12 protein-coding genes are annotated in these 13,340 nt (G+C 74.0%); 4 read left to right on the top strand and 8 right to left on the bottom strand.

Annotated features, from left to right (window positions below; translation table 11 throughout):
* Positions 1-162 precede the first annotated feature (162 nt).
* The 3 genes from ACFZDL_RS25280 to ACFZDL_RS25270 all read right to left on the bottom strand — a co-directional run bounded on the left by ACFZDL_RS25280 (position 163) and on the right by ACFZDL_RS25270 (position 5,114).
* A complete protein-coding gene (locus ACFZDL_RS25280) occupies positions 163-1,839 on the bottom strand; it encodes a nickel transporter (protein WP_353597106.1) in 1,677 nt (558 codons plus the stop codon).
* Between the two features lie 185 nt (positions 1,840-2,024).
* Complete coding sequence (locus tag ACFZDL_RS25275) at positions 2,025-3,371, bottom strand: hypothetical protein (protein ID WP_353597107.1); 1,347 nt, start codon at positions 3,369-3,371, stop codon at positions 2,025-2,027.
* Between the two features lie 201 nt (positions 3,372-3,572).
* On the bottom strand, positions 3,573-5,114 hold the full coding sequence (locus tag ACFZDL_RS25270) for a DUF4331 domain-containing protein (protein WP_353597108.1): 1,542 nt from the start codon (positions 5,112-5,114) through the stop codon (positions 3,573-3,575).
* Positions 5,115-5,318: 204 nt separating this feature from the next.
* Between ACFZDL_RS25270 and ACFZDL_RS25265 the strand changes: the two genes are divergently transcribed.
* The 3 genes from ACFZDL_RS25265 (at position 5,319) to ACFZDL_RS25255 (ending at position 7,159) form a co-directional block, all read left to right on the top strand.
* Positions 5,319-5,894, top strand: coding sequence for a sigma-70 family RNA polymerase sigma factor (locus tag ACFZDL_RS25265; protein WP_353597127.1), 576 nt, complete (start codon positions 5,319-5,321; stop codon positions 5,892-5,894).
* Entirely contained in the window at positions 5,891-6,769 is an 879-nt protein-coding gene (locus ACFZDL_RS25260; RefSeq protein ID WP_353597109.1) for an anti-sigma factor, read from the top strand. The genes ACFZDL_RS25265 and ACFZDL_RS25260 overlap by 4 nt, the downstream gene beginning before the upstream one ends.
* A 126-nt stretch (positions 6,770-6,895) precedes the next feature.
* Complete coding sequence (locus ACFZDL_RS25255; protein ID WP_353597110.1) at positions 6,896-7,159, top strand: hypothetical protein; 264 nt, start codon at positions 6,896-6,898, stop codon at positions 7,157-7,159.
* Positions 7,160-7,487: 328 nt separating this feature from the next.
* Here the strand turns inward: ACFZDL_RS25255 and ACFZDL_RS25250 are convergent, their stop codons facing one another.
* The 3 genes from ACFZDL_RS25250 to ACFZDL_RS25240 form a co-directional block, all read right to left on the bottom strand.
* Positions 7,488-8,729 carry a type ISP restriction/modification enzyme gene (locus ACFZDL_RS25250; RefSeq protein WP_391192364.1) on the bottom strand — a complete coding sequence of 414 codons (1,242 nt, stop codon included), beginning with the start codon at positions 8,727-8,729 and terminating at the stop codon, positions 7,488-7,490.
* A gap of 224 nt (positions 8,730-8,953) precedes the next feature.
* Positions 8,954-9,463: a hypothetical protein gene (locus ACFZDL_RS25245; RefSeq protein ID WP_353597111.1), complete on the bottom strand. Its 510-nt coding sequence runs from the start codon at positions 9,461-9,463 to the stop codon at positions 8,954-8,956.
* Entirely contained in the window at positions 9,460-10,371 is a 912-nt protein-coding gene (locus tag ACFZDL_RS25240; RefSeq protein ID WP_353597112.1) for an arginase family protein, read from the bottom strand. Before ACFZDL_RS25240 ends, ACFZDL_RS25245 begins: the two co-directional genes overlap by 4 nt.
* Before the next feature lie 114 nt (positions 10,372-10,485).
* Between ACFZDL_RS25240 and ACFZDL_RS25235 the strand changes: the two genes are divergently transcribed.
* The gene (locus ACFZDL_RS25235) at positions 10,486-11,154 is read left to right on the top strand and encodes a CGNR zinc finger domain-containing protein (RefSeq protein WP_353597113.1); all 669 of its coding nucleotides are present in this window, start codon (positions 10,486-10,488) and stop codon (positions 11,152-11,154) included.
* Between the two features lie 59 nt (positions 11,155-11,213).
* Here the strand turns inward: ACFZDL_RS25235 and ACFZDL_RS25230 are convergent, their stop codons facing one another.
* Both ACFZDL_RS25230 and hmgA read right to left on the bottom strand, forming a co-directional pair.
* On the bottom strand, positions 11,214-11,963 hold the full coding sequence (locus ACFZDL_RS25230) for a GntR family transcriptional regulator (protein ID WP_353597114.1): 750 nt from the start codon (positions 11,961-11,963) through the stop codon (positions 11,214-11,216).
* Complete coding sequence (gene hmgA / locus ACFZDL_RS25225) at positions 11,960-13,294, bottom strand: homogentisate 1,2-dioxygenase (protein WP_353597115.1); 1,335 nt, start codon at positions 13,292-13,294, stop codon at positions 11,960-11,962. The genes ACFZDL_RS25230 and hmgA overlap by 4 nt, the downstream gene beginning before the upstream one ends.
* Positions 13,295-13,340 lie beyond the last annotated feature (46 nt).

Raw genomic sequence — 13,340 nt, 5'->3', positions numbered from 1 at the left:
GCAAGACGCTCGGCTGGGATACCCCAGCCGAGCGTCTACGTGATCTACTCACCACCTGAAACCAAGTGGTGTTGCGACGACCCCTTGAACCCAAGGTCCGTCCGGGGCCTCCTCATGTGCCGCCGCACGCCCTGCTCGCCGCGCGCGGCTGTCGACACGGCGTCAGCCCAGCGTGGTCGCCGCCCCCCTGAGCACCAGCCCGCAGCCCAGCGCCAGCACCACCGCCGCGGTGCCCACGGGCGAGGCGCGGTGCATCAGGCGCAGCACCCGCTGGCCGCGGCCCCCGCCGCCCGCCCGGGCGGCCAGCCGCTCCGTGGCCCGCCGCCCCAGGCGCACCACCGCGATCCCGGCCAGCGTGAGCGTGAGCGCGAGCCCCGCCCCGTACGCCAGCACCAGCAGGAACCCGAACCACGCCTGCCCGAGCGCGGCCGCCCCCACGAGGACGACCACGGCGGACGGGCTGGGCACCAGCCCGCCGGCGAAGCCGAGGAGGAGGGTGCCGCGCAGGGTGAGGCGGCCGGAGGGGAGAGGGTGGGAATGGGTGAATCCGCCGTGGGAGTGGACGTGTGCGTCCTCGTGGGCGTGGACGTGGTCGTGGTCGTGGTCGTGCTCATGTTTGTGCGTGTGGCTGTGGTCGCGCGCGTGTTCATGCGCGTGGCTGTGTTCGGGGCCGTGGTCGCTCCCGTGTTCATGCGCGTGGCTGTGTTCGGGGCCGTGGTCGTGAGCGTGCTCCTCGTGATGGTGGTGGTGAGGCGGTACGGGACCGCGCCGCCGCAGCGCCTTGCGCAGCAGACTGGCCCCTGCCAGCGCCACGAGCACCCCGCTCGCGATCCCCAGCCACGCGATCACCGACGGCGCCGCCGCCGATCCCGCCGTGACCAACAGGCCCAGCGCGAACACCCCGAGAGTGTGCGTGACCGTCACCGACGCGCCCAGCGCCAGCACATCGCGCAGCGCGCTGCGCCCGCCCGCCGCCGCGGCCGCCGCCATCAGCGTCTTGCCGTGTCCGGGCGCGAGCGCGTGCATCGCGCCGAGCAGCATGGCGGTGGCGAACGCGGTCACGGCGAAGAAGGGCGTGATGTCGTGCCGCGCCACCAGATTGGTGAGCGCCTGCGTCCAGCGGTCCACGCCACGCGGCAACACGGAGCTGCCGGGCGGCTCGCTCTGCTCGTCCGGTGACTCGGCGAGCGCGGGCCCGCCCGGCGCGGTGCGCAGCGCGGCGGCCCGCTCGTCGGGCGGGGAGGAGAGCTGGTCCTGCGGATAGCGGGTCAGCCGCCGGGAGGCGGAGGACGCGGGCACGTCGGAGGACGCGAGCGTCATACGGTCTCCCCGCGCCGTCATCTCACGCCAGCCGGGCCCCGTGCCGATGTCCGCCGGACGGTACGCGAGCGGGGCGCGCCCGTCGCGCGGCAGCGCGGCGGTCAGCCGGCACTCGACGCGCAGCGTCGGAAGACCGGCCTGCCCCGCCCGCGAGCGCGCCTGCGCGCCCTCGCTCCGTACGGACACCGACCGCCCCCGCACCGTCAGCCGCGCGTCCCGCGCCGCGCTCGTACAGCGCCGGCCGGCCCAGGCGGCCAGCTCGGAGCGGGAGAGCTCGTCGTCGCCGTCCCGGTCGATCCGCGGCTTCGCCTGCGCGGCCGGGATCTCGGCGAGGTCCTCCACATGGTCGACCCGCAGCTCGCCCGGCGCGACGACCAGCCCGTCATAGCGGTTGACGGTGAAGTTCCCGAGCGGATGCGCCTCGGCGGCCCCGGCGGGCAACACCACGATGGCGGCCGCCCCCAAGAGCACGGACGCGGCGGCGCCGATGCGGCGGGCGCGCCGGATCAGCCGGTTCATGGACGGGTACCTCCTGCGGTGCGGTCGGTGCGGGTGGGGGTGGGGGTGGGGGTGGGGATGGGGGTGCGGGTGCGGGCGGGCCTTTGGCCCCTGTCCGGCTCGGGGCGGTCTGTGGTTCCGTCGCGTAAGGGCTGGCTCGCGCCCCTGGGCGCCTGACGGCCGGGGGAGCACCGGACGGTCGGTCATCATCGCGCGCCACCCAGCTCCTTCAGCGCCGCCTTCGCCGCGCGGGCGCCCGTGGGGGAGAAGGCCGGGTTGAGGTCGAGGGCCGCGGTGAGGTGGCGGCGGGCGGAGGCGGTGTCGCCGAGGGACTTCTCGATGACTCCCCGGTGGTAGAGGAACGACGCGTTGCGGTACCCGGGCGCCGCGGCGGACTTGGCGTAGGCCAGGGCCTCGCGGTCGCGGCCGGCCCGGTGCAGCGCCCAGGCCAGCGCGTCGGCGGTGTGCACGCTGTGCCGGCGGCCCCATTCGGCGCGGGCCGCCCGCAGCGCCTCGGCGCGGTCGCCGTGGTCGGCGGCGATCAGCACGCTGTCGAGGTCGGTCGCCACCCCGTTGGCCCGCGCCAGGTCGATCCAGGTGGCGGCCACGGAGTACTGCTCCCGGGCCCGCGACCGGTCACCGCGCGCCTCGTACACCTCGCCGAGGGCCGCGAGCTCGGCGGGCAGCGGGTAGCGCCGTACGACCTCCTCCAGGTCGCGGGCCGCCGCGTCGAGGTCGCCGACGGCGGCGCGGGTGCGGCCGCGGCCCTCCAGGGCGGGCAGGTAGCCGGGCTCGGCGCGCAGCGCGTCGGCGAAGTGGCCGCGCGCCCGGGGGAACTGGCCCTGGCTCCAGGCCAGCTGCCCGAGCGCCGTGGCCACGTACGCCACGTCCCCGGGCGCGGTCGCCGACTTCCGCGCGCGCAGCAGCACCCGGCGGGCGCCGACCGGGTCGCCGCGCAGCTCCAGGACGTAGGCGAGACGGGTGAAGACGGGGATGCCGGGGCGCAGCGAGTCGGCGCGCCTGGCGGCGGCGTACGCCTCGTCGTACCGGCCGAGTTCGACGAGCGCGTCCACCCGGACGGCGAGCGCCCGCTCGCTGTACGCGTTGACCTTCAGCGCCCGGTCGGCGTCCCGCAGCGCGCCGGGGAAGTCGTGGCGCGCGGCGGCGAGCGCGGCGCGCCCGGCGAGGGCCGGGTCGTTGTCGCGCGGCTGGGCGGACAGGGAGCGGGCGAGGGCCTTCTGCGCCTGGGGGTAGCGGGTGGGGTCCCCGGTGGTGCGGGCCTGCTCGACGTAGGCCGCGCCGAGCGTGGCCCAGCCGGCCGCGTCCTTGGGCTTGGCGCGCAGCCGGTCCTGGAGCGCGCTGATGCTCTTTCCCAGGTCCTGGGAGCCGACCCGGTCGAGCGCCGCCCGGCCGGCGGGCAGCACGGCGCTGGTCCGTGTGCCGGACGGGCGGTCGTCGGACCCGCCGACGGCGAACGCGGCGGCCGTGAGCCCCGTCGCGAGCGTGACGACGACGGCGGCGGTGCGGACGAGATGCCGGACGGGGACGGGCATTGCGGCTGCCTTTCGGACGATGGGGGTTCGGGGTGGGGCCGTTGGCGCTGCTGCTACCGGGATGTACGTACGGAAGCGGGCCTGTGCTCGCCGGTCCGGGCCGGTGGGCGCGTCCTTGCGGCTTTTCCCGCGTTCTGCTCGCGTTCTTCTCGAACGCGCCCACCGGCCGGTGCCCGGGACCGACCCCCGTCGCACGCCCGGTCAGTGCCTGCGCGTGTGCACCCGCACCAGCCGCCGGCGGCGCCGGTGCCAGGTCAGGCCGACGGCCAGCAGCAGCACCGCCGCGCCGCCCGCCGCGGCGGAGGTGGCCAGCAGGGTGTTGTCGTCCTCGGTGGAGGTGGTGACGATGCCGGAGCCGCCGTTCAGCAGGGTGCGGCCGTCGGCCGCGGTCGTCGCGCTCTTGGTGGAGCTCTTGACGTCCGAGCCGGAGTTGGGCAGCCCGATGTACGGGAAGTAGCCGCCGAACTTCTGATCGGTGTTGGAGTCCACCGCGTCGCCCAGGTCGTTCTTCTCGCCGAGCAGTTCGCCCTCGACGACCTGCAGGGCGATGTCCAGGACGTCGTCGGTCAGCCGGCGGCCGTTGGGGAAGCCGGCCTGGTCGCCGTCCAGGACGCCGAGGCGCTTGGGCTTGTCGGTCGGTTTGATCGAGGTGTTCAGGCGCAGCATCTCGGAGGCCTTGACCCCCTTGACCTGGTTGAGGTCGGCCACCCCGGTCAGGAAGACCTGCTCGAGGTCCTTGCGCGGGGCGTCCTGTGCCTTGATCTTGAAGATCTGCTCGATCAGCTTGGGCAGCTCGGGGTCGTCCACGTTGTCCAGGAACTGCGCGTCGTCCTTGGGCTCCGAGGCGTTGAACTTGTCCTTGTCCTTACGGGGATTGACAACCTCGTTGACGAGCGGCATGCCGAGCCGCGAGACCTGGGTGTAGTCGCCGTAGGCGTCCGCGCGCTGGGTGGTGGACCACACGCCGATCACCGGCTGCTCATGGGACTCGCGCACCTGGTCGGTGGGCACCTGGAGGGCCAGGGACTGCACGTTGTAGCCCTTGAGCGTGTCGTTGCCGACCTCGGACAGGTCGCCGCCGTAGAGCAGGTCGAAGACCCGCAGATCGGCGAAGAACGGGTCGTCGGCCTGGCCGGCGAAGGCCGTGGCGCCGCCGTACACCTTGCGCACCGCCTGGTCGCGCAGGGCCGAGTAGTCCGGCATGGACGCCTTGCCCACGTTCGAGGGGGCCACGACCAGATCGTCGGCGACCTTCGTGCGGTCGACGGCCTTTCCGTGACGCATCTTGATGAGCTCGATGTCGTACGTCTGGAAGAAGTTCAGGTCGTGGTCGTCGAGCGAGGTGACCGGGCCGGTGTTGTAGAGGAACGTGTCCTCGTTGCGGACGTGGTCCTTGAAGGTCCAGCGGTAGATCAGGTCTTCCCGGGCGTCGCCGTCGTTGTCGATGCGCAGGTCGTACTGGGCGTCCTCGGCGAACTTGTAGAAGTTCGGTCCGCCCGCCGGGTCCTGGAACGGCAGGAAGTTCGCGACCAGCGTCGTCGTGTCCGCCTTGTCGGGGCTCACGAACGCGTAGACGTCGGTGGTGTCGTACTCCGGCTGGCCCGAGATCAGCGGCGCCTCCCGGTGGCTGGAGGCCTCCGCCTCCCCGGGCCCGAGCGCGGCCACACCGGCCACCGCGAGCCCTCCCGCGGCCAGCGCTCCGCACACGAGCGCGGCCACACTCCTCTTGGTGATTGAGGTCATCTGGGTCGGTCCTTCGTACGTGTGGTGGACAGGCTGATGCCGGCTATTCGGAGCGGTCGGCCGACCGGATTGGTGGGTCGGTGGATTTTTTTGGCGGGCGTCGCGAAGCAACCGAAGACGGGGCAGCTGAGACGGATGGCAGGAAGCGGGGTTTGCCGCGTGAGCGTGGAGCAGACGGGAGAGCGGGGTCCGGTCCGCGGGTGGGTGGGCGGACAGGGGCGGGCCGGGGAGCGCGGGCGTGGCCCGGACGACCTGCTGCCGCTGGTCGCCGGCGGCGACGACCGTGCGTTCGAGGATCTGTACGGCATGGTCTCGGGGCCCGTGTACGGGCTGGTGCGGCGCGTGCTGCGGGACCCCGCGCAGTCCGAGGAGGTCGCGCAGGAGGCGCTGTTGGAGGTCTGGCGCACCGCCGCGCGCTTCGACCCGCGCCGCGGCTCCGCGCTCGCCTGGATCCTCACCCTCGCCCACCGCCGCGCCGTGGACCGGGTGCGGTCGGCCCGCTCGGCGGCCGACCGCGAGGCGCGGGTCGGCGGGCAGGCGGAGGGCCCGGCCTTCGACCAGGTGGCGGAGGCGGTCGAGGGGCGTCTTGAGCGCGAATGGGTGCGCGGCTGTCTGGCGCGGCTCACCGAGTTGCAGCGGCAGTCGGTCACCCTCGCGTACTACGAGGGGTACTCCTACCGGGAGGTGGCGCATCGGCTGGCCGTACCGTTGGGGACGGTCAAGACCCGGATGCGGGACGGGCTGACGCGGCTGCGCGACTGCTTGGGGGCGGCTGTATGACCTACGACCGGCCCACCGACCGGAGAACCGACGAGAATCCGGCGTACCGGGGCGGAAGGGGGCGCAAGGCGCACGGCCTGGCGGGCGCGTACGCCCTCGACGCGCTGGAGCCCAAGGAGCGCCGGCGGTACGAGCGGCATCTGGCCCGCTGCCCGGGATGCGCCCAGGAAGTGCGCGATCTGGCGCAGGGCGCGGTGCGGCTGGCGCGCGCGGTGGCCACCCCGGCACCGCCGCGGATGCGGCAGCGGGTGCTGGCGGCCGCCCGTGCCACCCCGCAGGAGGCGCCCTCGGCTGCGGACGGCGGATACGCCGCGCCGCCCGCGCGCGCCGCCCACGCGGGCCGCTCGGGGCCCGGCGGGCGGCGGGCGCGCGGCGGGGGCCGTCCGCGGCGCCTCGTGTTCGGCCTGCGGCTCGCCGGGGCCGTTGCCGCCCTGTCCGTGATCGCTGCCGCCGTGCTCGGCGTCGAACTGGTCCGCACCCGCGACCAGCTCGACCAGGAGCGCGGCGCGACGCGCGCCGTCGAACAGGTGCTGTCGGCGCCGGACGCCCATGGCGTCAGCGGGCGCGACGCCCAGGGCCGCGGCATCAACGCCGTCACCTCGCGCAGGCTCGGCGCGGCCGTGGTCACCGTCTTTGGGCTGCCGGCACCGCCCGGCGGGCGCACGTACCAGCTCTGGATGATCGACGCCCCGCCGGGAGGGGCCGCCACGCCCCGCTCGGCCGGTCTCCTGAAGGGCGGCGGGGAAGGGACGTCTGTGGTCACGGGCGGCTTCGGCGCGCACACCGAGCGCCTGGCGGTGACCTTGGAACCGGACGGCGGATCCACCCGACCCACCACGAATCCACTCGTGCAACTCGCCCTTGGTGATCCATGATTCGCGATGGACGCGTCAACACCCTTGACGCGGTGGTGAATCAGCGACCTGGGGTGCGTGGGTGACGGCTCGCCGAGGTAGGGTTACTCTGCCCGGGGCGGGTGCCCTCGACGGGTGGGGAGTGACATGGAGCAGATAACAGTACGCAGCAGGCCGCGAGTGCCTGCCATCAACTGCGGGAGCGGTGCGTCCAGCGCCCGCCTCGACCGCCATCTCGCGGTGCTGGGCGGCCCTGCCGTGCCGCAGCGGGAGGCCGAGGGCGCCACGGTGCTGATGCAGGAGCTGACCGCGCGGGACCACGCGCGCACCGAGCGCAACAGGGGCGCCAGGGTCTCGCTGTTCGCGCCGCTGCGGCGGCTGCGCCGTTCGCTGTTCGGCAGCCGCCACTGAGCCTTGGGGCGCGCCCGGCCCGTCTGGTTCGTTCCGGTCTGCCTGGTGAGTCCGGTTGGCCCGGTTGGTCTGTCCCCAAGGCCCGCCGCGGTCGCCTGCCGTCCGCGATACCCATGTCGCCGTCCGCATCCCGGGCACGGAGATTCCGGCCCCGCTCCAGCCGGTGAGCCCGTGCCACGGTCGTTCTCCCGGGATGCGGACCGCGACGCGCGTGGAACCCGTACATGTCCGCACATGTCCTCGCCCCGGAGGCGTGTGCGTCGGCTTTGAGCGCCACCCCCGGCGAGTGAGCCGAAGGGGCTGTAGCGCCCCGGAGGCGAACCGAGTCCTAAAAAAGGAGCGCGAACTGCCCGCCCGGGCCCTCCTCGTGGTGATCCAGCACCGACGCCGGGCGGCGGGCCGCGCCGGGCACCGGCAGCACACCCGCCTCGCCCAGCTCCGCCGGGCCCATGCGCGGCCCGGCCGCCAGCCGTTCGGCCAGCGCCCGCCGCGCCGGGCGCTCCTCGGCGAGCAGCGCCAGCACGGTGATCAGCTCCAGCAACTCGGACGTCCACTCGCGCGGCCAGGCCGCCGGGACGACGGCCTCCAGCGTGCCGGGCTCGCCGCGGGCCGTACGGCGCTCGAACCAGGTCTCCAGGACCCGCACCCCGCCCGCGTGGAACTCCCACGCGCCGCGCGGCACCGGTGAGATCCGCCCCGCGCCGAGGTGCAGGGCCGCCTCGTCCGGGTCGTACGCCAAGGTCTCGGGCAGCCCGCGCGTGGGGAGCGCGGCGCGTACGTAGGGGCGCTGGCCGCCCGGCATGCGCGGGCGTTCGCCGCTGTGCGCTCCGCGCGTATGCAGCCACAGCGCCCGGCGGCCCAGTTCCACCCCCGCCTCCCAGGTTTCGCGATCGGCGGTCAGCGGCACCGCGCAGCCCTCCGGGCGGTGACCGGCCACCGCGGCGACCCAGGCCAGGAAGTCCTCGGCGGCCACCGGCCGGGCCAGCTCGGCCGCGAGATGGTCGAGCAGCCCCGGCGCCACATTGGGCTCGCGGCCGCCGGGACGGCGGTAGAGGGGCCGGATCCGCCCGGGCCGGCCGGCGGGGGAGTAGCCGTCCGGGAGCAGCGCCGAGAACGTCAGCGTCGGGCCCGGGTCGGGACCGGCCCCCTCGACGGCGTGGATCTGCCGCTCGTCGGCCACCCGCCACAGCTCGGGCCTGGCGGCGTCGATCAGCCGGTGGTCGGGGATCAGCCACTGCTGGTCGTACGGCCCGTGGGCGACCCGCACCGGCTCGGGGCAGGCCCCGCGCTCGCCCGCCAGCGGGGCGGTGGAGGTCCGCTGTCCGGGCAGCTGGGGCACGGCGCTGTGCAGCGTACGGGAGCGGGTCGGCCGGAACAGCGCCGCCCGCCCCGCCTCGTCACCCGCCTCGACCAGCCGCTCCCAGCGCGCCCTGAGCACCGCAGGATCCGGACCCATCACCCACGCCCGCCCGAGCCGCAGCGGCCCCACGGACCAGGGCATCAGGTCCGCCAGCAGCGGTGCGTCGGCCCATACGGCCCGGTCGGCCTCGGTGGCCTGTGTCGCCGTCACACCGCAGCCCTTCCCCCGGCACGTTCTCCCACTCCCACCCCGCATCGTATCCACGGCCCCGCCGCCCCGCCCCGCGCGGCAAGCGCCCCCGGCGCGCAGTGGGGCCGCGCGCGCCTCGGGCCGCGGTGGGCTCGCCCCGCGACGCGCGAGGCGTTCAGGGTTCCGCCCCGTCGACGTGTGGTGACCTTGCCGGCAGAGGGGCTGACCGCTGCGCCGGGGCCCGCTCACCGCAGGCGGCGTGCGGTGACCTCTTGGTCGAGCCGCCAGGCCTGTCCGCCGTCGGTCGATCGTTCGTTTCGCCAGTGGAAGGCGTCAGCGGTGATGTCGGCGAAGGTCCAGCGGACGAGGTCCCTGCCCGCGGCGCGTTCCATGACGATCTCGTCGTCGATCAGGCGGGCGTACATCTGCACCAGGTCGCCGCGGGCGGTGCCGTGGAAGGTGAACCGCCACAGTTGCAGGCGCGGATCCCAGATACGCACGCACAGGCCGCACTCCTGGTCGCGCGAGCGGCCCGCGGAAGGGAGGTCCTCGCGCGCGGGCCATTGCCAGACGTCCAGGACCGCTCTGCCCTCCAGGGCGTAGCCGAACTCCCATTCACCGCTGACCCGGCGGGGCGGTGAGCCGTCGGCGGGGTAGTGGGTGATCCGGGTCGCCCAGTGTCCGGCCAGGCGTCCGAACTGCTCCATCTCGGTCGCGTACAGGATGCTGGGGCCGTCGGCGAGCAGTGTCCTCATCGTTGCCTCTCCACGGTCGCGAACGGGGCCAGGGCGGAGGCGAGACAGTCGGCGATGGAGGCGGCGTACGCGCCGTCCGGGTCGAGCTCCGGGTCGTAGACGGTGGCGTCCAGCCCCACCACCCGGCCGGTGCCGACCAGGGTCGAGATGAGTTCGGCGAGCTCGGAGAAGTCCAGGCCGGGACGGCCCGGCGAGTCCACCGCGGGCAGGACGCGTTCGTCGAGTACATCGAGGTCGACATGCAGCCAGACGCGGTCCAGCCCACGCCGCTCCAGGCGGCTGATGACGCGCTCGCCCAGATCGGCGATGCCGGTCCGCCGGATCTCCTGGGCCGTGAACCGGGTGACCGGGGGTATCCCCTCGTCCTCCCGGTCACCGATCTGGACCACGTCCTCGTCGACGACCAGGGGGCGGCCCACCACCGGCCAGTGGGTGAGCAGCAGTTCACCACGGCCGGTGGCCAGGGCCAGATCCATCCCGGCCGCCGCGCCGAGGGACGGACCGGCGTCGTAGTTGCCGGGGTGCCGGAAGTCGCTGTGCCCGTCGAGGTGGATCAGGCCGCATGGTCCCTCGCGCCGGGCCCCCAGCAGACACCCCAACAGGATGCTGCAGTCCCCGCCAAGTACGACCGCGAACCGTGAGGCGGCGAGCGCGGCCTGGACCGCATCACCGAGCCGCAGCGCGTGCTCGCGGATGGTCACCCCGTTGCGGACACGGGTCGCCGGCTGCGCGTCGAACGCGTACGGCGGACGGTCGAGCTCCACCACCCGGGACGGCCGCAGCCGCGCTTCAAGCCCCGCCGACAGCAGCGCCCGCGGGGCCCGCCACGTTCCGGGCTCGCACCCCGGCGCGGGCGGTCGCAGCCCGAGATTCCAGGGGGCCGCGATGAGCTCAACGGCGGCAACCATGGCCGTCTCCTTTCAACCGGAAGGTATTCCAACCGGACCGGTAGGTATTCCAACCGGTTAACATCAGTACACTGGTTGGAATGGGCCGGGCAAGCCCAGGGAAGGCGGTCATGCGTGACGGGAACCATCCAGGCGCACACCTTCAGGCCCCGTGATCTGGTCGGCGGGCACATCGTCATCGATCTGTTGAACACGGTCACGGCCCGTGACGCGGAGCCGATCGACTGGCTCGACGGCTATCCGCGCCTGCTGGAGTGGGCCGCCCTCACCGGTCACTTCGAGCCCGGTGCGCTCACGGCCTTGCGGCGGCTGGCCGAGACCGAGCCCGGCAGGGCCGCTTCGGCCCTCGACCGCACCCGCGAGCTGCGCGAGGCCGTGTACGACCTCACCACGGCACTCATCCGCCAAGACGCTCCAGCCAGTGCCGGGGCGGTCGGCCGGATCGAGAACCGCTGGAAGGACGCGGTCGCCAGTGCGCGTCTCACCGTCCGCGGGAGCACGCCGCAGCTCCAGGTCGGCGTCGGGACATCGGGGCTCGAGCACATCAACCACGAACTCGCCCTGCAGGCCTTCGACCTGCTTCGGTCACTGCCGCTGGAACGCACCCGTGTCTGCCCCGGCCCGCGATGCGGCTGGGTGTTCATCGACAGCTCGCGAGGCGGCCGCCGCCGCTGGTGCACCATGGCCACCTGCGGAAACGTGGTCAAAGGCCGGACCCACTATCAGCGGAAACGAGAAACCGCGAGCCGAGCGGGCCACCAGCAGCCGCGCGACGACCAGTAGATCCACATGTTCCGTATCCGGCCACCGGGCCATCCGCCCGGTCGCTCGGCCGGTGGCGCTCACCGCGCCTCGACCGTGACCGTGAACGAGAAGCGGTCCCCCCGGTAGCGGATGCGGGCCACGTCGACCGCGCGGCCCGCATCGTCGTAGGTCACGCCCGTGTAGTGCAGGATCGGGCTGAGCAGCGGGACCCGCAGCAGCCGGGCCGTCTCCGGGTCGGCCAGCCGGGCCTCGACGGTGTCCGTGATGCGGCTGATGCGGACGCCCACCGCGTCCCGCAGCACCTTGGTCATCGGCCAGCGCGCGAGGTCGGCCACGTCGATGCGCGTCGCGACCTCCGGGCGGACGAAGTTCTCGGCCCAGTTGGTCGGCTCGCCGCCCGCCGCGTCGCTCCGCAGCCGCCGGTAGGAGACGGCCTCGCGCAGGCCCGGGAAGTGCTCGGTCAGCTCCGCCGGTACGGGGACGGGACCGTGGCCGAGCACGGTCGTCCGCTCGCCGGACTGCTGGGCCACGATCGCGTCCACCGAGCCCAGCAGCCGCACCGGCGCGCCGCGCCGCGCGTTCGGCTCGATGAAGGTGCCGCGGCGGCGGTGGCGGCTGATGAGCCCTTCGGACTCCAGCTCCTTGAGCGCCTGCCGCATCGTCAGGACGCTGACCCCGTAGTGCGCGGCCAGGCGGTCCTCCGTGGGCAGCCGCAGCGGCTCGTGGGGGCCGCGGCCGAGTATGGAGGCGCGCAGCGACTGCGAGACCTGGTACCACAGCGGCAGCTTGCGGTTCAGGGTGAGGGAGTCGGGGGCGAAGGTGGTCACCGGAAGTGCCGCTCCAGGCCCTGCCAGACATCGTCGTACCCCTGCTGGAGGTGGTCCGCCTCCCGCGCCTGCCGGGTGGCCGTCACGGGCCAGCGAGTCTCGAACATGAAGGCCAGCCCGTCGTCGACCTTGCGGGGCGTCAGCTCCGCGCTGCTCGCCTGCTCGAAGGTCTCCCGGTCGGGGCCGTGCGCGGACATCATGTTGTGCAGCGAGCCGCCGCCGGGCACGAAACCGCCCTTACCGGCAGTTTTGGCGTCGTACGCGCCCTCGATCAGGCCCATGTACTCGCTCATCACATTGCGGTGGAAGTACGGCGGCCGGAAGGTGTCCTCGCCGACCAGCCAGCGCGGCGCGAAGACGACGAAGTCGACGTTCGCCAGGCCGGGGGTGTCCGAGGGCGAGGTGAGGACCGTGAAGATCGACGGGTCCGGGTGGTCGTAGCTGATGGTGCCGAGCACGTTGAAGCGGCGCAGGTCGTACACGTACGGGACGTGGTTGCCGTGCCAGGCGACGACGTCCAGCGGGGAGTGGTCGTATGTCGCGGACCAGAGGTTGCCGCAGAACTTGTTGACCACCTCCACCGGCCCCGGGTCGTCCTCGTACGCCGCGACCGGCGCCAGGAAGTCGCGCGCGGCCGCCAGCCCGTTGGCGCCGATCGGGCCGAGGTCAGGGAGGGTGAAGGGGTGGCCGTGGTTCTCGCACACGTAGCCGCGCACCGCGGCGTCGAGCGGCTCGACCCGGAAGCGCACGCCGCGCGGCACCAGCGCCACCTGCCCGGGCTCGGCGCACAGTCGGCCGAACTCGGTGTGCAGCAGCAGCCCGCCCTCCTGGGGCACGATCAGCAGCTCGCCGTCGGCGTCGCTGAACACCCGGCCGGCCATGGGCGCGTTCGCGGCGTAGAGGTGGATCGCCATGCCGCAGCGGCGCTCGGCGTCGCCGTTGCCGCCGAGCGTCCACAGGCCGGCGAGGAAGTCGGTGCCGGGGGCGGGCTCGGGCAGCGGATCCCAGCGCAGCCGGTTGGGGTCCGGGGCGCACTCCGTGAACGGCGCGCCGCGCAGTGCGCCATTGTCCACGCGGACGAAGGGCGGGTGCGCGGCGGACGGTCGGATGCGGTACAGCCAGGAGCGGCGGTTGTGGGCGCGCGGCTCGGTGAAGGCGGTGCCGCTCAGCTGCTCCGCGTACAGCCCGAGCGGGGCGCGCTGCGGGGAGTTGCGGCCGATGGGCAGCGCGCCGGCGACGGCCTCGCTGCTGTGCTCGTTCCCGAAACCGGGGGAGTAGACCAGCCCTTCGGCCGTCTTGCGCGCCCGCTCGATGTCCGTACCGCCGCTCATCGTCCGGCTCCCGCCACTTGGTCACTCGGCGTGCGATTCCTCTGTA

The sequence above is a fragment of the Streptomyces sp. NPDC007917 genome (assembly GCF_042959105.1).
In the GTDB taxonomy this organism is placed as follows: domain Bacteria; phylum Actinomycetota; class Actinomycetes; order Streptomycetales; family Streptomycetaceae; genus Streptomyces.
This window is presented reverse-complemented; position numbering and strand designations above follow the sequence as displayed.

What these genes read in the sequence shown, in the direction of transcription:
- ACFZDL_RS25280 (WP_353597106.1), bottom strand. Translation starts at nt 1,839, where the DNA reads ATGAACCGGCTGATCCGGCGCGCCCGCCGCATCGGCGCCGCCGCGTCC.
- ACFZDL_RS25275 (WP_353597107.1), bottom strand. Translation starts at nt 3,371, where the DNA reads ATGCCCGTCCCCGTCCGGCATCTCGTCCGCACCGCCGCCGTCGTCGTC.
- ACFZDL_RS25245 (WP_353597111.1), bottom strand. Translation starts at nt 9,463, where the DNA reads ATGAGGACACTGCTCGCCGACGGCCCCAGCATCCTGTACGCGACCGAG.
- ACFZDL_RS25240 (WP_353597112.1), bottom strand. Translation starts at nt 10,371, where the DNA reads ATGGTTGCCGCCGTTGAGCTCATCGCGGCCCCCTGGAATCTCGGGCTG.
- ACFZDL_RS25255 (WP_353597110.1), top strand. Translation starts at nt 6,896, where the DNA reads ATGGAGCAGATAACAGTACGCAGCAGGCCGCGAGTGCCTGCCATCAAC.
- ACFZDL_RS25270 (WP_353597108.1), bottom strand. Translation starts at nt 5,114, where the DNA reads ATGACCTCAATCACCAAGAGGAGTGTGGCCGCGCTCGTGTGCGGAGCG.
- hmgA (WP_353597115.1), bottom strand. Translation starts at nt 13,294, where the DNA reads ATGAGCGGCGGTACGGACATCGAGCGGGCGCGCAAGACGGCCGAAGGG.
- ACFZDL_RS25260 (WP_353597109.1), top strand. Translation starts at nt 5,891, where the DNA reads ATGACCTACGACCGGCCCACCGACCGGAGAACCGACGAGAATCCGGCG.